19 protein-coding genes are annotated in these 18,706 nt (G+C 46.5%); 13 read left to right on the top strand and 6 right to left on the bottom strand.

The genetic code is table 11. The features are described 5' to 3' along the window. Positions 1-59: 59 nt before the first annotated feature. Both BM358_RS01805 and BM358_RS01800 read left to right on the top strand, forming a co-directional pair. On the top strand, positions 60-482 hold the full coding sequence (locus tag BM358_RS01805; protein WP_025718540.1) for a MarR family winged helix-turn-helix transcriptional regulator: 423 nt from the start codon (positions 60-62) through the stop codon (positions 480-482). A 72-nt stretch (positions 483-554) separates the two neighbouring features. Then, positions 555-1,136: an NAD(P)H-dependent oxidoreductase gene (locus BM358_RS01800; RefSeq protein ID WP_028542747.1), complete on the top strand. Its 582-nt coding sequence runs from the start codon at positions 555-557 to the stop codon at positions 1,134-1,136. A gap of 187 nt (positions 1,137-1,323) precedes the next feature. Here the strand turns inward: BM358_RS01800 and BM358_RS01795 are convergent, their stop codons facing one another. Beyond that, positions 1,324-1,791 (bottom strand): GNAT family N-acetyltransferase, encoded by a 468-nt coding sequence (locus tag BM358_RS01795; protein ID WP_023988144.1) that lies wholly within the window; start codon positions 1,789-1,791, stop codon positions 1,324-1,326. 191 nt (positions 1,792-1,982) lie between these two features. Here BM358_RS01795 and BM358_RS01790 point away from each other — a divergent pair, with 191 nt between their 5' ends. Both BM358_RS01790 and BM358_RS01785 read left to right on the top strand, forming a co-directional pair. Continuing rightward, positions 1,983-2,420: a MarR family winged helix-turn-helix transcriptional regulator gene (locus BM358_RS01790; RefSeq protein ID WP_023988145.1), complete on the top strand. Its 438-nt coding sequence runs from the start codon at positions 1,983-1,985 to the stop codon at positions 2,418-2,420. A 21-nt stretch (positions 2,421-2,441) separates the two neighbouring features. Further along, positions 2,442-3,272, top strand: coding sequence for a DegV family protein (locus BM358_RS01785; protein WP_023988146.1), 831 nt, complete (start codon positions 2,442-2,444; stop codon positions 3,270-3,272). A 73-nt stretch (positions 3,273-3,345) separates the two neighbouring features. Here the strand turns inward: BM358_RS01785 and BM358_RS01780 are convergent, their stop codons facing one another. From BM358_RS01780 to BM358_RS01770, 3 genes are all read right to left on the bottom strand, one after another. After that, complete coding sequence (locus BM358_RS01780) at positions 3,346-3,981, bottom strand: hypothetical protein (protein WP_028542746.1); 636 nt, start codon at positions 3,979-3,981, stop codon at positions 3,346-3,348. 210 nt (positions 3,982-4,191) lie between these two features. Next, a complete protein-coding gene (locus tag BM358_RS01775) occupies positions 4,192-5,418 on the bottom strand; it encodes an MFS transporter (protein WP_028542745.1) in 1,227 nt (408 codons plus the stop codon). A 69-nt stretch (positions 5,419-5,487) separates the two neighbouring features. After that, positions 5,488-7,515 (bottom strand): beta-galactosidase, encoded by a 2,028-nt coding sequence (locus tag BM358_RS01770; RefSeq protein WP_028542744.1) that lies wholly within the window; start codon positions 7,513-7,515, stop codon positions 5,488-5,490. A gap of 138 nt (positions 7,516-7,653) precedes the next feature. Between BM358_RS01770 and BM358_RS01765 the strand changes: the two genes are divergently transcribed. The 8 genes from BM358_RS01765 to coaD all read left to right on the top strand — a co-directional run bounded on the left by BM358_RS01765 (position 7,654) and on the right by coaD (position 14,844). Beyond that, positions 7,654-8,490 (top strand): AraC family transcriptional regulator, encoded by an 837-nt coding sequence (locus BM358_RS01765; protein WP_023988150.1) that lies wholly within the window; start codon positions 7,654-7,656, stop codon positions 8,488-8,490. 193 nt (positions 8,491-8,683) lie between these two features. Then, positions 8,684-10,501 (top strand): APC family permease, encoded by a 1,818-nt coding sequence (locus BM358_RS01760; RefSeq protein ID WP_023988151.1) that lies wholly within the window; start codon positions 8,684-8,686, stop codon positions 10,499-10,501. Between the two features lie 313 nt (positions 10,502-10,814). Next, positions 10,815-11,933: an acyltransferase family protein gene (locus BM358_RS01755; RefSeq protein WP_028542743.1), complete on the top strand. Its 1,119-nt coding sequence runs from the start codon at positions 10,815-10,817 to the stop codon at positions 11,931-11,933. Between the two features lie 171 nt (positions 11,934-12,104). Next, positions 12,105-12,737: a hypothetical protein gene (locus BM358_RS01750; RefSeq protein ID WP_023988153.1), complete on the top strand. Its 633-nt coding sequence runs from the start codon at positions 12,105-12,107 to the stop codon at positions 12,735-12,737. Then, positions 12,730-13,245: an accessory gene regulator ArgB-like protein gene (locus BM358_RS01745; RefSeq protein ID WP_028542742.1), complete on the top strand. Its 516-nt coding sequence runs from the start codon at positions 12,730-12,732 to the stop codon at positions 13,243-13,245. The genes BM358_RS01750 and BM358_RS01745 overlap by 8 nt, the downstream gene beginning before the upstream one ends. Positions 13,246-13,250: 5 nt before the next feature. Next, positions 13,251-13,373 (top strand): cyclic lactone autoinducer peptide, encoded by a 123-nt coding sequence (locus BM358_RS01740; protein WP_023988155.1) that lies wholly within the window; start codon positions 13,251-13,253, stop codon positions 13,371-13,373. Between the two features lie 315 nt (positions 13,374-13,688). After that, on the top strand, positions 13,689-14,330 hold the full coding sequence (rsmD, locus tag BM358_RS01735; RefSeq protein ID WP_028542741.1) for a 16S rRNA (guanine(966)-N(2))-methyltransferase RsmD: 642 nt from the start codon (positions 13,689-13,691) through the stop codon (positions 14,328-14,330). Further along, positions 14,323-14,844, top strand: a complete 522-nt coding sequence (gene coaD / locus BM358_RS01730; protein ID WP_013309846.1) for a pantetheine-phosphate adenylyltransferase — start codon at positions 14,323-14,325, stop codon at positions 14,842-14,844. Before rsmD ends, coaD begins: the two co-directional genes overlap by 8 nt. On the opposite strand, the gene BM358_RS01725 is transcribed toward coaD, so the two are convergent. Beyond that, positions 14,807-16,090, bottom strand: a complete 1,284-nt coding sequence (locus BM358_RS01725; protein WP_023988157.1) for a nucleoside recognition protein — start codon at positions 16,088-16,090, stop codon at positions 14,807-14,809. The genes coaD and BM358_RS01725 overlap by 38 nt on opposite strands. Positions 16,091-16,287: 197 nt before the next feature. On the opposite strand from BM358_RS01725, the gene BM358_RS01720 reads away from it, so the two are divergent. Next, positions 16,288-17,319: a YlbL family protein gene (locus BM358_RS01720; RefSeq protein ID WP_028542740.1), complete on the top strand. Its 1,032-nt coding sequence runs from the start codon at positions 16,288-16,290 to the stop codon at positions 17,317-17,319. On the opposite strand, the gene BM358_RS01715 is transcribed toward BM358_RS01720, so the two are convergent. Beyond that, positions 17,309-18,544 carry a nucleotidyltransferase gene (locus tag BM358_RS01715; RefSeq protein ID WP_028542739.1) on the bottom strand — a complete coding sequence of 412 codons (1,236 nt, stop codon included), beginning with the start codon at positions 18,542-18,544 and terminating at the stop codon, positions 17,309-17,311. The genes BM358_RS01720 and BM358_RS01715 overlap by 11 nt on opposite strands. Positions 18,545-18,706 lie beyond the last annotated feature (162 nt).

Genomic DNA, 18,706 nt, shown 5'->3' with positions numbered 1-18,706 from the left:
ACCAGATCAGACTGAAACCAACACTTGATATATATAGATGTCTATGTAATAATGCTTGTATGTTAAAAAATAATGCAGCTGCACTGATAGGAACCATTAGAGACTCGATCAATAAATTGATTGTGTCTGAGCTCGAATCAAATGGAATTGAAGGAATTGTTCCTACTCATGGTGGAATTCTAATGTTCCTTTATCAAAAGGACGGGCTTTCCATTAAGGAATTGACGCAAAAAATTTCTCGTCAGCAACCCACTGTCACTGTTTTGATCGACAAGCTAGTGAAGTTGGGGTATGTCGAAAGAAAAAAAGAAAGGGAGGATAGTCGGGTTACCTTGATATTTCTGACCGATAAGGGAAGAGAGATAGAGCCTGTATTTGAGATGATCTCCAATAGATTACAAGAAACCATCTATGGTGGTCTGAAAGACGAGGAAAAAGAACAGCTGGAATATTTGCTGGAGCATGTTAAAAACAGATTATAAATTTTTTTAAGTAAATGTATAGATATCTATATTAATATCAAAATAACAATAAAACATCTGGAGGTTATTAAAATGAAACATCTTATTATCTATGCTCACTCTAACGCAGAAAGCTTTAATCACGCGATACTCGAAACGGTTGTAAATACTCTGAAAGAAAAAGGTGACGAAGTCGTTGTACGTGATCTATATGCCCTTGATTTTCAACCTGTATTAAAACCTGAGGATACTGCCGCTATGAGAGCAGGGCAAACTCCGGCTGATATCAAAGTGGAGCAGGAATACATCTCACAATCGGATACAATTACTTTTATTTCTCCCATCTGGTGGACAGGTCTTCCTGCCATCCTGAAAGGTTACGTTGACCGTGTATTTGCATACGGATTTGCATATACGGCTGGTGCGGAAGGGATTAATAAGCTGCTTACAGGTAAAAAAGGTTTTATCGTGAATACACATGGTACTCCCAACGCGATCTACGATGAAATCGGTATGACCGCAGGATTGAAGATCACATCAGATACGGGAATTTTTGATTTCGTTGGAATTGAATCCGTCGGTCACTTGCTGCTTGGAAGTATTGGTTACCTTGATGAAGATGGTTATAAAGGACTGCTGAAGCAAGTCCAAGACACGGTTAAAACGGTGCTGTAAAGTCAGTTTATGTTCTCTTAGAAACGTAAGACATTCTTTAAATGATGAGGTCAACCCGTACTTAGTGGTTGGCCTTTTCTTATAGTGCTTATATATCTCCAACATCCCGGTTCATAGATCTTTTGAATTTGTAATAGCATCTTGGGGCAGATATAACTGGACATTCAAGGGTGGTTGAAGCATGACTCTATGATCTTTCGACGGTTTTGGAATGTCCCTCTACGATTAAGTACATGTAAACGTCAATAGGGTCCTCACGTTCAATTTTAAAACCAAACCGTTCATAAAGACGTCTGGCTGAGCTTCCTTGCAGAACATTTAAGGTTACATGTTTTCCTTTTACATGATTTTGTTCTAGCAGATTTTTTAATATTTGACTGCCGACTCCTTTACCTTGGTAACTGGGATGAATATAAAAATGCTCCAATAAATAACCGTCTAATCTCGGTTTAAAAGCTATGCAGCCCACAAAAGAAGAGTCTTCCTCAATGATCCAGGTATGGACAGAATCGAATGCATCACGAAAGCGTTGACGAACTTTCTCTTCATCAAACCTTCCTAATCTGGTTAAATCGTTCCGCAGTACAATCGCCCGTAAATTAGCAATGCTTTCAATATCCGAATTGTGGGATTGGCGAAGAGTAAACCGTTTCATCTTATGTAACAACTCCTTTACCGTAAACTGGCAAGAGGTGATCAAGCGTATTTTTTCTTATTCGACGCTGAGCTCATTAACCCTTGTATTAAAATTCACAAATATTTCATTGTTATTATCGTGGGCAATTCATTATAGTACATAGTATTAATAGTTAACTGTATGTATTATGTGTTTTGCGGAGGTTCACTATGAAAGATTATGAACTAAGGGACGAATTGAGAGAATCCGTTAACCGGATTTATGACATGGAATTATTCAGTAGCCTGACGGAGCTTGTTCAGGGGGAAAACCATGTGCTTCAATATTTAGTTCAGCATCGGGATGATGAAATTAATCCTTCCTTGCTCAGCGATCATCTGCATGTATCCAGATCAAGAATTACGGCAGCGCTTACGGGATTAAGGAAAAAAGGCTATGTGACTATGGAAATGTCTGAGCATGACAGACGACGAATGTGTGTAAGGCTCACAGTAGATGGTGAATCGTTGATCAAACAGAAGCAACAGAGAATTGAGGGTTATTTTGAAGCGCTTGTAGTAGGTTTGGGTGAGAAGAATGTGAAGGATTTTATACGGTTAATTGAGCTTTCTTTGAGTATTATGAATGCGGGTTCTATTGAAAAATAACATAATGTGAGGGTGTACCGGGTGAGATATAAAATAATAGCAGACAGCTGCTGTGATTTAACGAGAGAGCTTAGAGAAGAGATGCAAGTTACTACAATTCCGTTAAATATGACGCTGGGAGATAAATGCTTCGTAGATGATGACACATTGGACTTGCCTCAGTTTATGGAAGAAATGAAAGCCTGTACAACCAAAATTGGATCCGCATCACCGTCACCTATGCTGTATAAGGAAGCCTTTCAAGGTACGCATACTTCTTTTGCCATTACATTATCCAGCAACCTGTCCAGTTCTTATTCCAGTGCATTGGTAGGAAAAGATATGGCGGAAGAAGAGGGGGCGGATGTTCATGTATTTGATTCGAAAAGCGCTTCGGCTGGACAGCTCTTGTTAGCTCTAAAACTACGCAAGCTAATCGACGAGGGCTATCATAAAAGCGAAATTATTTCTTCCTTGGAGAGCTTTATCAGCAAGATGAAAACGTACTTTGTTTTAGAAAATCTGGATAATTTGGTTAAGAACGGACGGATGAATAAAATCACAGGAAAAATACTTTCACTCTTGCATATCAGGCCTATTTTAGGCTCGGATGGTGACGGGAATATCGCATTTTTTACTCAAGCACGCGGTCAGAATCAAATTATCGAAAAGCTGGCAGATACTATTGAAAAAAGTGGCCGGGCTACCGAAGGAGAAAGCATCGTCATTACTCACTGCAATAATCCTGGGCTGGCGGAAAAATTAATGAATGCGCTGAAGAAACGCTATCAATTTAAAGATATTCATATTGTGTCCACCAGAGGGATTAGTTCAATGTATGCCAATGACAAAGGGATCATTATGGCTTTTTAAAAATATTCAGGGTTTATCCTCGCTGTATGGATAAACCCTTTTTAGTACACTGAGACTTTGCGGGAGTTCAAGCCTATCTCAATTTTTTAATGAGGACAGAAGCGTTTATACTGGCTTGAGTTCCTCCGGCTTGTGTTTGCAGGGTAACAGCAGTAGTAGAGCTATGGTTTCGCAGAGTAAGGACGTCACCGCATGCCAGAGCGAGGATAGCTTGCCCTGTGTTCTGTTGTGTCCCGGCTCCTGAGCCGTATACAGTTCCCACAGCCAGTGCGCCATTAATAAAGATGGCGAATTGGTTAGGTTCCACACCGGACACCGAAAAGTGAACTTCATATTTTCCAGCATCGGATACAGCAATCTGTGTAGTTCCTGGAACATGAGCAATTCCAGGTGTAAGTATACCGTTCGTATCCAAAATGACATCCCCTTCAATCGGAACAACTTGGGGCTTCACATTATAAATATAACCGAACTGCGCTAAATCACCTATGGTTCCAGGATCCCCATCAGGCCCTAAAGTGCCATGATTAATATTCACACTTACAAGTTGCTTTTTGACGATGATATCTTTTCCAACCCCTTTCCGTTTCGAGCGGACTTTTCTCTTTGGGGGCTTCTCCTCAAACTTTTTTTCTAACTTATCAAACCAGGCACGGACAAAAACATTTTTTTTACGGCCTTTTTTTCGTTTTAATTCAGGATGACCCAATACAAACACCTCCATATGGTTTGTTGTATACTACTCCATTCATCTAGAGGAGGCATGGATATCTGTCCTGTGATTCATAGGAAACGATCTATTTTGACTAAAAACGGGCTGCTGTACAAGGTGCATTCGTCTAGTATGTAAAAAAGCACCTTTGAATGTGCACTTGGATGACAACCAAGGAACAGACAAAGGTGCCGGTAGAGACGTGTCTCATGATGAAGCGGTTTGAAGCCGTTTTTTGCGCACATATAGGGCGTACAAGATGCCCCCAAGCAGGCACAGGATACAGGCGAAGCCTGCCAGCAACCACGCCGAAGAGACTGCTCCACCACGATCCATGCTATTTCCGAGCCATAAAGGCAGCAGAGCTCCCCCAACTCCACCTGCGCCGATAAGCAGGCTAGTGGTAGATTCTTCTGTACCCGGCATCATTTTGCTGGCAAAAACAAGTGCGATGGAGAAGATGCCGGACATGCCCAGCCCCAGCAGTACAATAAGGATAAAGGCGCCTTCAGTCCCTTTGATCAGCGGGAACACGCACAGCAGCACGGTCGCTGCCAGTGAGCTCAGGGCGACAAAGACACCGTAGCCGTATCGATCGGCAATGTAGCCTGTGAATAACCGGCCGGTAGCCATTGCTAACCAGAAGCAGGTGACACTAAGTGCTGCTTCGGCTTGTGTGAGACCCAGCCGTTCGATGAACATGGAGGGCAGGAAATTAGCCAGGCTCATCTCTGTCCCTACATAGATAAAGAAAAAGACGATAAATAGTGCAAGTAGCTTCCAATTGCCTATAGGGCTACCCTTAGAAGCCTCCACCGTGGGGGATTTGGGTGAGTTAGTGGAACGCGTATGGTTGTCACCTTGGTGTTCCTGTTGGTCTAATACAGCGTCCAGCGTGCCGAAGGACCCGCGCAGCCAAGCTATAATGGTGACGGCTGCAAACATGGAAATGATGGGAAAGGCCAATCGCCACCAACCGAGTGCAATGAGCTGGCTGGCGATAGCGGGCATAGCCAAAGCACCGATCCCAAAGAAGACTTCCAGACGGCTCATCGCCGCGCCCGTTCCTTGAGTAATACCGCTGATAATAATAGTGCCAATGAGTGTTTCTACCATGCCGAAGCCAAACCCGGCTGCTGCCCCGACGGCATATAGCCAACCCCAAGGCGGCAGCAATGAGTACAGCACTTCCGCCGCGCATAGCAGGAGCAGGGCGAATACCAGACTTCGGCGTTTGCCGAAACTCCGGGCAAGCCACGGCGACAGCAGGACTCCAGCCAGAAAACCGGAAAATTGAGCGAAGATTAGACTTCCGCCATCCGTATAGTTTCTACCGTAATGCTCTAACAACACAGGCAGTAGGGAGCCTACAACCACGTGTGCCAGGCCGATTAAAAAATAAGATAAGCTGCCGATCCATAGCAGTCGTTTCATGATGAACTCCTTTGATACCTAGATTTGACTCATGCGGCAAGCTAAACTGCATGAGTCAAATCTGAGTGATTATGATAGCTCCAGTACATGAAAGCCGTAGCCTTCAATAGAAATTTCTCCTTCCAGGTATTTACCGCTGATCAGCTCATTCCCTTTCTGATCATCCAGATGATATTGCTGCGTCTGGGCGTTATGGTTCAGAACGAATAGATATGATTTTCCATTTTTGGTCCGTACAGTGGCTTCTACACCCGCAGGAGCGCGCAGCAGGGATGGAATCCCTTTTTGCTCACAAATGTAGCCCAGCAGGCCATCAAGGAAAGCTTCTTCAGGGTCTGAAGCAACGTACCATGCCTCACCTTGACCGAAACCATTGCGTGTCAGCACTGGCATGCTCTGATAGAAATCATCGCCGTATTCGGCCAGTACTTCGGCACCTTCGCTATGCAACAAGTCACAGAGTAGACCGCATTTATATTCACCTTGTAATACGCCCACCTTTTCTTTCAATACAATGCGATTGTGTGATTCCGGCAGAAGCGCGTCAATTTCTTCCACCCAGATCCCGAGCAAGTTACGCAGTTTACCAGGATATCCTCCGGTTGTGACCAGATCGTTTTCATTTACAATGCCACTGAAAAAGGTCGTTACGAAGGTGCCGCCATGCTCTGTGAATTGTTCCAGCTTCTCGGCGGTACCCGGCTTGACCATGTAGAGTACAGGCGCGATAATGAGATCATATTTCTGGAAATCTGCATCAACAGAAACCAGGTCTACCTGTACATTCCGCCGGAAGAGGGGAGCATAATACTTGTGTACCTGATCCATATATTTCAAGGCGACAGAAGGGCCGCTTGATTTTTCCAAAGCCCACCAATTATCCCAATCGAATAAAATGGCTACTTTGGCATTAACGGTCGCGTCAAGTAGTGTGTTGCCTAATGCGCCAAGCTCACTGCCAAGCTGTGCCACCTCGCGAAATACACGTGTGTTCTCATGCCCGGCATGCTCAATGACGGCCCCGTGGAATTTCTCACAAGCGCCGATCGAGCGGCGAAGCTGGAAGAACATGACCGTGTCCGCGCCATGCGCGACTGCCTGATAACTCCATAACCGCATAACGCCGGGCCGTTTAAGCGAATTATACGCCTGCCAGTTCTGCTGGCTCGGTGTTTGCTCCATCAGCATAAAGGGTTGCCCATCCTTCAAGCCGCGCATCAGATCGTGCGCCATCGCCGTATAGCTTATCGGAGTATTGGCCCCAGGATAGCTGTCCCAAGATACAATATCCATGTACTTAGCCCATTTAAAATAGTCCAGTTGCTTAAAAAAGCCCATCAGATTGGTTGTTACCACGGCATCGGGAACATGTTTTTTAATCGCGTTATATTCCAATAGGTAGCAATCCAGCATACTGTCTGAATTGAAGCGCGCATAATCGAGGGATATGCCCTGAAAGCAGGAGTGATTTTCTCCCCAATGCTCGCTCAGATTATTTGGCGGTACAATTTCATCCCAATCATAGAAGGTGTGACCCCAGAAGGAAGTATTCCACACCCGGTTTAGCTCTTCCAGTGATCCGTATTTTTGCTTGAGCCACACCCGGAATGCGGCCGCGCAGTTATCACAATAGCAATCCCCGCCGTACTCATTGGACACGTGCCACACGAGGATCGCGGGATGGTTTTTGTATCGTTCTGCAATTCGGTCAGCCATCTGCTCCGCGTATTTTCGATACGTTGGACTGTTCGGACAGGAGTTGTGGCGGCCACCGAATTTCCGCTTCCGTCCGTCAGCGTCTACCCGGAGAACGTCGGGGTAGCGGGTAGCCATCCAAGCAGGGTGCGCTGCCGTGCTAGTAGCTAGACAAACGAAGATATCGCTTTCATAAAGACTGTCAATCAATTGATCCAGCCATTCAAAATGATATGTGATTTCGTCGGACTGAATTTTGGCCCATGAGAATACGTTGACCGTGGCGATATCAATCCCTGCTTGCCTGAACATCCGTAAATCTTCCTGATGCGTGGCATCATCCCATTGCTCAGGATTATAATCTCCACCGTAAAATACTTTAGGAAGTTTGCTGCTTATCATGCCAATCACCTCTGTATATAAGAATAATTCTATCTTATAATACAAATAACTGCTTTTAAATATAATAAAATGAACATGTATATAACAATATGGATCTACATGAAGAATACATACCCGCATACGCCGGAGGTGCTTTTTATGATTTTAACTCCCCATCATTTAAGATTTTTCCTGACTACACGTGAGCACTCTTTACCCCTTTTTATTGAAAGTATCGGATTTAACAGCAGGCAGGAGGATGTGTCCCGTCCAGAGGGTTATCCGTGCTTTCACTGGATTCAGACGGTGTCTGGTGAAGGGATGTTTACATTTAAAGGGGGGACCTTCCGTCTGGGAGAGCAGTCCGGGGTTCTGTTGCTGCCCGGGGAATCCCATGCATACAGACGGGCGACCAAGGTATGGCGAACGTTATACATTACATTTGACGGCCCCATCGCCGCTGCTGTATTGACTGCACTGGGATTGAAGCATACGCGTGGGTATCATTGGGACCCGGATAGCGAGCTGCACAGCTTTGGGGAAACTATGCTCCATTCCATGGTTAGTGAACGTGATTTGTCTGGATTAGATGCTTCGGCCAATATGTATCGTTTTCTGACTCTACTGCGTAAACATGGACAACATAGCTCGATGCCTTCCCTATCCCATAATGTGGAACGTTTAACCCCTGTACTGGCCTTTATGGAGCAAAATTATGCCAGTCCAGATGTGGGCCTAGGTGATATGGCAGTTATGATGAATGTCAGCTCCCGTCATTTAAATACATTATTTAAGCAAGCGTTTGGTGTGACTTCTTATGCTTATCTGATTGTAATTCGGCTGCGGAAGGCCAAGGAAATGATGACGGAATATCCGCAATTAACAGTAAAGGAGATTTCGGAGCGAGTAGGATTCCGAGATGCCAGTCATTTTGTGGCAACTTTCCGCCGAGCTGAAGGAATTACCCCGGAAAGGTTCAAATTACTGTATACATAAGGGTATTTTATCGAAATACTCTTTCTTACTCGGGAATGCTCTTTTTAGGGAGCATTCCTTATTGTTTTTTTCAGGATGAGGGAGTATAAAATAATAGTTCATTTGTTTCATCAAACTGATGTGCAGGTGACATAATAAACATAAGATCCATAGTTCTTTTGCAAAACCCTCATCCAAAGAAGGAGTCAACGAAATGCTGAGTAAAGTCAAAAGATTATTAATCGGTCGTCCGCGAAAGTCGACGGCCCTTGAAGATGAGAAACTGAATAAGCTCAAGGCACTGGCCATTCTGTCCTCAGATGCCTTGTCCTCTGTAGCTTACGGAACGGAGCAAATTCTGCTGGTTTTAATTACAGCTGGCTTCGCTGCCCTATGGTATTCCATTCCTATATCCATTGCGGTATTGGGTTTGCTGATCATTCTGATCCTGTCCTATAGACAGACCATATTTTCCTATCCTGGTGGTGGCGGAGCGTACATTGTTGCACAGGACAATTTGGGAAAGAGTCCGAGTCTGATTGCAGGTGGTTCTTTGCTGGTCGATTATATTCTGACGGTAGCAGTTAGCTCATCAGCAGGTACAGATGCCATTACATCTGCGTTCCCGTCGTTACATGATCATCGGATCGCCATTGCTCTGATTATGATTATCTTTTTGACTATTATGAACTTGCGCGGGGTGACAGAATCTGCCTCGGTGCTGGCTGTACCGATTTACTTATTTGTTGTTGCTATTTTTGTTTTGATTATTAGCGGTATCATTCATTACGTGGCAGGGGGAGCTCATGCTGCAGCACCGCAATTTGGAGCTACGGTATCCAACGTCAGCCTGTTCCTGCTACTGAAGGCGTTCAGCTCGGGTTGCTCGGCGTTAACTGGGGTAGAGGCTGTCTCGAATGCCATTCCGAACTTCCGCAAGCCAGCTGCCAAAAATGCAGCAACTACACTAATGATGATGGGTTTGATTCTCGGGTGTATGTTTATCGGAATTAGTTTGCTGGCTTATTGGTACGGTGTTCGTCCTAATCCGCATGAAACGGTCATTTCGCAAATTGCGAACGCCACTTTCGGGCGCGGTGTGATGTATTACATCATTCAGGGCGTAACGGCGCTCATCTTGTTTTTGGCGGCGAATACAGCCTATTCGGCCTTTCCATTGCTTGCTTTTATGCTCGCGAAGGACAAATACATGCCGCACATGTTCATGGTTCGTGGAGATCGGCTTGGATACTCTAATGGTATCCTGTTTCTGAGTATCTTCTCGGCATTGCTGGTTATCGTATTTGGCGGCAACACAGAAAATCTGATCCCGCTTTATGCCGTAGGGGTATTTATTCCGTTCACGCTCTCGCAACTTGGCATGATGATTCGCTGGATCAAGCTCAAACCGCCAGGCTGGATCGTCAAACTTGCTATTAATACGGTTGGGATGCTGACCACGCTGTCGATTACGCTCATCTTTATTTTCACCAAATTTAGCCAGGTGTGGGTAATCTTTATCTTTCTGCCTTTGGTTCTGTATTTCTTTATGAAGATCAACAGGCATTACAAAAATACGGCTGAACAACTGCGCATTGATATTACCAAGGATAAACCTATGGTGAAAGGCAATACGATTATTATTCCGGTGGCAGGTATTACGCGAGTCGTTATGAATACGATCAGCTATGCCAAAACCTTGTCGGATAATGTGGTTGCCGTATATGTGGGTGTGGATGATGAGGCGATTCAAAAAATGGAACAGAAGTGGGAAGAGTGGGACGTGGGCATACGTTTAGTAGTGCTGAGATCCCGTTATCGCAGCATCATTAATCCGCTCCGCAAGTTCATCGATACAGTAGAGTGGAAAAAAGCAGACGAGGACCATATCACTGTTCTCATTCCACAATTCATCACCAAGCACTGGTGGGAAAATATTCTACACAATCAGACCAGCTTACTGATGAGAGCTTATTTGATTAATTACAAAGACGTGATCGTAACGACCGTACCTTTTCATTTAAACAAATGAGGATTTTGCAAAAATCCCATAAGCGACTTCCGATGAACAGGATATAGATCGAAATGCTTTAGTTCATCTATATCTTGCACTTCGGAGCGACTGGAATCGAATTTTGCAAAATCCTGAAATAAAGTCACTGCCAATTAGCCCAACTCATTTGCGTGAACTGACTATAGCAAGGACAAAATGAACATCTTTTGGCCGCATTTCTTTGCGGTCGGAGGGTGTTTTTTTTTGCATAACGGAGATATTTACTTTGGTGATACATTTTGTGTATTATAGATACGAAATGTATCATTCGAGACTGTTATGGAGGGATACGATGCCCGAAGCCAAGGGGAAAATGGAAGATGACAAGCTGCAATTTGTAGATACGCTGAGGGCGCTGGCTATTATTGGAGTTTTACTTGTGCATGTCAGCCAGCATGTAGACGGATTAAACGGATGGTTGCAAAAAGGCTTGAGTATAGGAGCTAAAGGAGTCGCTTTATTTTATATGGCCAGCGCTTTTACACTATTTCTGTCCTTGAGCAGACGTTCAGGTGACAAGAGGGAAAGAACTTCAGCTTACCTGTTGCGTCGTTTTTTTCGAATTGCTCCTTTGTATTACGTGATGTTAGGAATCTATTTGGTTGTGAACGGGACAGGTCCACGATTTTGGCTTGGAGATCAGGAGGGAGTCACTGCCACCAATATCACTGCTCATTTCCTGTTTTTGAATGGTCTGAATCCGTACTGGATCAACAGCATTATTGGTGTGGAATGGTCCATTGCGGTGGAATGTATGTTTTATCTGTTTATCCCCCTATTATTTAAGCTGATCCGATCAGTCCGCCATGCGACCTGGTTTGTTGTGATGGCACTTGTGGTAAGCTTCGGGCTAAATACGGTATTTGTTCAATATCCATGGGTTAATGATCACTCTTTATGGGGGCACTATCTGTATTTATGGTTTCCGAATCAATTGCCTGTCTTTGGGCTAGGTATATTGTTGTTTTTCATTTGGAAAGACGAGCGGCATTGGAAAAGTATAGACCGGGTCAGTGGAGGTTGGCTGCTGGTTTCTGTGCTATTTGCGTTTTTTGGAGGCATGACCGATTATCTCATAGGTGTCGGGTTGCTGCTGGGAGCGTATGCTTTGTATCACTGGCAGCCGATCTGGCTGCTTAATCGGGTGTGGTCATGGATCGGCCGCCTTAGCTACAGCATGTATTTGACGCATATGCTGGTTCTGGGACTAATCGTACAGGTTAAACTACCTTTTGCTCCCCAAGTCAGCCTCACACTTATGTTTATCATGACGTTGCTATTCACCATCGGACTATCCTGGTTTACCTACTCGTGGATTGAACAGCCCGGCATCCGTTGGGGGAAAAAGCTTATATCACGTATGAAGCCTGTGCACAAGCAGGGAGATTCGGTCAAAGAAAGTGTTGCCTAAGCTGCAACTTGAAGCAGCATCCGATAACATTTGGTTGAAGTGCTTGAATAAATCTATGAAATAATTGAAAAGACCTCTTGAAAAGTAGCTCCCAGCCCTTTATATTCGATGTACATCCAAGTTTTTGAATACACCGATGAGGTTTGTTGGAATTGTAAAGGAGATGCACGCATGCTTTTGAAGCCAATCGGCTTTTTGCTTTTCTCCACGCTTGAGGGAGTAGCTGTTTTTGCGCTGATTTTGAGTATTTTTAAAGTTAAAATGACCCCTTATCTATGGCAGGCCATTTTTGTTAACCTGATTATGAATTTGCAAAGTTATATGCTCCGAGAGGAGTTTTCCTTTTCGTATTTGGTGCCCGTCGTAAATATGCTGCTTTTTATTTTTTTACTTGCTACGGTCGTGAAGATTCCGATTGTGTGGTCCGGTATTATGACGGTTACAGGTTATTTTGCATATGCCGTTGTTCAGTCGGTATTCCTAAAAGTCATGTTCGGCAACCTTCCGGTTTCTGAGCTGCAGGATGGGTCCTTGAAGGGCTATCTGCTACAAGTGGTAAGCGCGGCAGTAGGACTGCTTATTTCATTGATGTTGTATCGAAAAGGGATCGGCTTTTCCCCTAATTTCAAGAAGCTAAAGTTCAAAGAGGAATATGGAATTGTCATCACGCTGATTATCCTGTCGCTCATTTCAACTTCTATTGTGCTCTACTATAACGAGGTATGGTTAAATATGATATTTTTTGCACTGGTTTCGGGATTTTTCATCTATTATGCAATCGGAAAGGAATACCGGGATGATTGAAGCGATGGCTTTCAAACTTGCTAACCAGATCAAACGTACTGTGCCTGATCATCCGGCCTCTGTCGCGGTGCTTAAATACGCACTTGCTCTCATTCTGAATGCGTCCATGATCATCGTGTTAACACTATTCGCCTCAATCTTCACGGGGCGGATGGTAGAGGCTGTAATGATTCTCGTCGCTTTCGCCCTACTGCGCCAAATATCAGGAGGCATTCATTTGAAAACGGGCATGGCATGTGTGTTGGTGACCTCAGCAGCTTTTACTTACATATCCTGCATTGCCTTAAATAGTTGGTGGACAAACCTGTTTACCGGAATAGCTCTCATTCTCGTTTTATGTTTTGCCCCGTCCAGAATTGAAAAGCAGTCGCGCATTCCAGTACAATTTTATCCCCTCTTGCGACTGTTATCCTCCTTGCTTGTATGTACTAATTTTGTAATCGGTTCCTCTGTAGTGGCTATTGCTTTTTTGGTCCAAAGCCTAACATTGATCCGGGGAAGGAGGTGAGTGGAATGATGAGGAAAATGGTATATGGATTAGCTACATCGTTGTCTATGTTTGCAACATTTGCTGTATCAGTGGCGAGTTACGTGTATGTTTATCAAGGGGATACACCCGAGGAACTGCTGAAATAAACAAAATGCCGAAATAGAAAAATGATACATAGAGCTGCTATTAAGCAGCTTCTTTTTATGCAAAAAAAATCAGGCGCTCCATTAAAGAGCGCCCGAATGGGAGAGGAGAAACCGGACGAAGAGCTTATGGGGAAACGTAAGTCTTCTCCGCGGTTGTCTACGACATTGGTTGAATGCCGATATCCTAAGGATGCCCAGGGAATGGTTTTTTATACCTGCCTCATCCTAAGTTTTTCAAACGGCGGTGCATGTGGTACGATAGCGTCATAATCTTATATGGTTATGAACACATATAGAAAATAGGTGAGTTTCAGCGTGAGAGTGGTATCGGGTAGTGCCAAAGGAAGGCCGTTAAAGGCAGTTCCCGGCACAGGGACGCGGCCGACCACGGATAAGGTCAAGGAAGCGCTATTTAGCATGATAGGTCCTTATTTTGATGGGGGAGTCGCACTTGATCTGTTTGCTGGCAGTGGTGGCCTGGGTATAGAGGCGCTTAGCCGGGGAATGGACAAGGCTGTTTTTATTGATATGGAATCCAAAAGCATTGATGTCATTAAAGAAAATTTGCGAAAAACTGGATTGGAAGGACAGGCTGAAGTGTTCCGCAATGATGCCGGACGAGCGCTCAAGGTGCTGGCAAAACGTGGAGCTCTTTTTGATGCTGTTTTTCTGGACCCACCCTATCGTCTCAAACACGGAGATGAATTAATGAGCCGTATGGCTGAGTTGAACTTGCTTCGTTCAGATGCAATCATCGTGCTGGAGTATGAATCGGGACATGAATATCCGGAAAGCTTCGGGCCGTTCGAACAGGTCAGAAAAGCAGTTTATGGTGAAACGGCGTTATCTATTTATCATTTTGCAGCCGATGTTTTGTCGGATGTCGTAGAACATACAGAAGCCGGAGGGGTCAAATTCGGCATCAGCGAATCAGACGGGGAGGACCATCATGATTGAGCACAAACCACGTATTGCTGTATATCCGGGAACTTTTGATCCCGTGACGATGGGGCATCAGGATATTATTCAAAGAGCAGCCAGACAGTTTGATCTATTGATTGTCGCGGTTCTTAACAATATTAGTAAAAATCCGCTGTTTTCACTTGAGGAACGAATGGAGTTACTGCGAACGGTAACTCGCGATATCCCGAACGTTGAAGTGGACAGCTTCCGTGATCTGACAGCTAATTATGTACGTCAAAAAGGGGCCCAGGTTATTGTCAGAGGAATTCGGTCGGTGACTGATTTTGAATATGAGCTACAATTAGCCTCTACAAATCATAAGCTGAACCCGGATGCGGAAACGATCTTTATGATGACCAATCCAGCTTATTCATATCTGAGTTCCAGTATGGTGAAGGAAATTGCGCATTTTGATGGCAAGGTTGTAGATCTGGTGGCACCGGAGGTGGAAGACGCACTGCGTGCGAAGGTCAACGCGAATCGTGGCGGCTCCACCATGAAGTCATAAAGGAAAAGGCCAGCAGGGTAACTATAATTGTACCTAGCAGTGCAATGGACAGTACGGTTAGTTGCCAGGGGTACATAGATGTTCCTTCAATTTGTGTTAATAAGCCGCTGGCTCCGGCCATGACAGGATGCGTGGCGGATTCATTTACGCTTTCCGCAAAAGAAGACACAGAACTGCGACTGACGTAAGCGGGAGTTGTATTGCTGAAGATGCGGCTAAGCGGGACCCATGTCGCCAAGGTAAGTCCAAAAGCAATGATCCCATGGAGCACTCGTGACAGGGTGAAGGTGATGCCCTTGTCGGAAGGCCTGGTGACGGCGGTAATTTGAAGCCAGCCGCACAGGCCACCCCAGCCCAACACAGCACTGATCAGGGCTGCTTGTGTACGGAGATCAAAGGGCAGACGGCTGATTTCATAGGAACCCAGATGGATTTCCATCCAGGCAGGCCATATGAAAGAAAGCGATCCTTGGCCTGTATATATGGACAGCAGTCGAATCAGTACGGAAAAGAAAATAATGAATCCACCTGTCACCATCAGCGTCTGTACAGCATGGGATACGGTTTCGCCCAACAGTTTTCCGAAACTGCGGCCGTCCCGTTCTCTGGCAGAGCGGGTAGCTTCCCATGCGGATCGGATCAGGGAGGGAGAAGTACGGGAAACTGAGGTGCGCCGGAGGGCAGCTGGCGTTTCCCGTTTTTGCAATTCTTTGGACGGTACAGGTAGTCTGGCTGTGATCCAGCCTGCCAGCAGCCCGGAAATCCAGTGAACGGCAAGTAACATCACACCTGCGGCAGCATTGTGCAGTAGCCCTGTCCCGATGACGAGCAGGATGGTAATCGGATTGCAGAAATGAGCGATAGCGGTTAGACGTCGAAGCTGAAACGCGGTCATATCCTCCTGTTGTGCCCATTGGCGCACTGCTTCCGCAGCAGCCGGGAATCCTGCGGTCAGGCCGAGGGCCAACACCCAGCCGCTTCGCCCGGGTAGACGGAACCAGAATCGCATAAACGGCTCCAGCAGGACACCTAGTCCATGTACTAGACCAAAGGCGATGAGCATTTCGGACAGCATCAAAAAAGGCAACATGGCCGGGAAAATAATACTCCACCATAGCTTAAGGCCTTGAGTAGAGGCTTGAAATACTTTTTCTGGTGAGGCGACAACAGCCAGTACAAGTAAAATGGCTCCAAGGCCAAGCAGTACGGTTGTCCAATAAGGAGCGGAATGGGCTTCCTTTTGCATCAAAGAATTCACCTCTCATAAATATACTAAGGAGAGTAGGATGCTGTCTCCAGCGTTTATTCACGTTCGTTGTCTTGGGATAGGTTGTTCGTATACGTTGTCGTAAACAATGTATGCTTTTTCGGAAGGCTTGAGAACAGGTGGCATAGAGGCACTTGGGTAAGATAGGAGAAGTTAGGCTGCAAGGGGGAGAAGCAATGAAACGAATAAACCGGAAAAGAGCTTTTTTTACAACCGGTTATGTCTTAACGCTGGCTGCAATGGTCTATGTGCTGGTCTATATGCCAACCCCTTATCTGATCTATGGACCAGGTGGGGCAAACGAGATCAAACCGATGGTTAGAGTCCAGGAGGGTGACAGCGTCGAACGGGGGACTTTTATGATGACGACGGTATCGGCGCGTTATGCCAATGTTATCATGTTGGGCCTGTCCAAGTTGGACCGCAATTCGGAGATTCAACGCAAAGAGGATCGTCTGCATGGAAGAAGTGAAGACGAATATGCGGCAGAACAGGTATGGTATATGGGGGATTCCCAATCTTCCGCAATGGAGGCTGCCTACACCCGTGCCCATGTCCCCTATCGGATTGTGCCAGATTACGTGTATGTATTTAAGGTCCCGGGCTCGAACAGCGTGTTCGAGCCTGGAGATGAAATATTGGAGCTGAACGGAGTGAGGGTGACCGATAATCGTTCCATTCGGAAGACTTTGGAGGACGAAAAACCGGGAACAATGGCTAAAGTGAAGCTAAAGCGTGATGGAAAGTTGCTGACCGTGCAAGCTCCCTTAACGACCATCAAGGACAGTGAGACGGGCAAGCAACGTTCTGGATTTGGCGTCAGTATTGCCACGGTACAGAAGGTACAGCCGAAGGATGGACGTAAAACGATTCATTTTACATCTACGGATGTTGGCGGTCCTTCGGCAGGTTTGATGTTTACCATGGAAATCTATAACCAACTGACACCAGGTGATCTGAGTAAGGGATATCGTGCAGCCGGTACGGGTACTATTGATAAGGACGGTCAGGTTGGAGCGATTGGTGGTGCAAAGTATAAAATAGTTGCTGCTGACCGTCAGGATGCGGATTTGTTTTTCGTCCCTGCAGATAATTATAAAGAGGCGAAGGCCAAAGCTGAGCAAATTGGAACCCGGATGAAGCTTGTTCCGGTTCGCAAGCTTGGCGATGCGCTGAATTATATGGAAAAACTGCCCATCAAACCATAATGGGCGGTCGCAAGTAATCAGCATACATGTCGCGGATGGCGGGACGTGGCATCCCGGCTGCGTGTATGGTGGCTGCGGCTGTATCCCAGTCCAGCTGAGGATGTGATCTGGCAGACAGCTTGACCCATACCGGAAGGGTGGCTGTCTGCTTCATACGTGCCAGCAGCTTGCGTCCAGCCCTGTTAAAGCCGAGCACGCGGATATAGCCCGGACCTTTCGCCAGCTCAGCAGGAGTCATATCGGCTTTGGAATGATTCAGCAAAATATGTGTACACATCCGCTGAAGCTTCGTACGAGTATAGCGCCTTGTCTTGATAGCGGCGAGCAGGGCCTCCACAGAAGGCTGGGGGAGCGTGTACAGCGATTGCCGCAGACGATGCTCCAGCCCTTCGGTGACCTCGTGCAGCTCCGCCAGCTGCTGCGGGCTACGTGTGATCAGGGCGTTCAGCAGCGGCTGGCTGAACGCTTCCCAATGCAGCGGCGCGCGTTCGGTTTGCCACTCGCGCCGCAAAATCTCCAGTGTCGCCGCAGGTATGTACGGCGACGCGGCCTCCGGCCCGCCGTCCAGCAGCAGACGGCGGATGGCCGTGGCGCTGGCGATGACTCCGTCCGCAGGAGCCACGGCTTCATGGTAGCCCGATCCCGTGCGGGCTACCGTGAAGGGCTTGATTGTGCTGCCCAGCCTTTCCAGCGCAATCAAGTAATGCAGCCCCAACGTATTGTTGGGCTGCTGCATGAGGGCGGCGAGCGCAGCGCCGTCCTCTCCTTCGGCCGCCAGCGCGGCTGCGGCTCCCGCGTAGGCAGCGGGATAGCTCGCGCCGCTGCTTAGGCGCTGCGCGATGCCGGCCTTGAGCTCGGCCGACTCTGCCGCCAGCACGCGGGCCAGCGCGCGCAGCGGGGCGATGTCTCCGCTCTCGCTACCGAAGCAGAGCGCATCGACGATGCCCGTCGCATGGAGCAGGGCGACCGCTCCGCGGGCAAACCATTCTGCAGGCTGGACGGCATAGGCCACAGGCAGCTCCAGAACCAGGTCCACACCCATGGCGAGTGCCATTTCGGTGCGGGACCATTTGTCTGTAATCGCGGGTTCACCCCGCTGAAGGAAAGGGCCACTCATCACAGCCACTGTGCGCTGTGCACCAGTGATGCGAAGAGACTCCTCCCAGTGATGGACATGTCCGTTATGCAGGGGGTTGTACTCTACAACCATACCGAGTGTTTTCAAGACCGTATGTCAGCTCCTTTCTTAAAGTAACTTATTGGGTAACTATTTTGATAATAATGGTTAAGTACCCGTGAATGATTGTTTTCAGGGCAGCTATACTGTTTTTCATCGTCGACATGAACAAGACCATTGAGACCTGGACGAAAAAGCTTTATACTCGCA

This window comes from Paenibacillus sp. cl130 (genome assembly GCF_900116035.1).
Classification (GTDB): Bacteria; Bacillota; Bacilli; order Paenibacillales; family Paenibacillaceae; genus Paenibacillus; species Paenibacillus polymyxa_B.
Note: the sequence above shows the minus strand (reverse complement) of the source record. Positions and strands in the feature narration are given on the sequence as shown.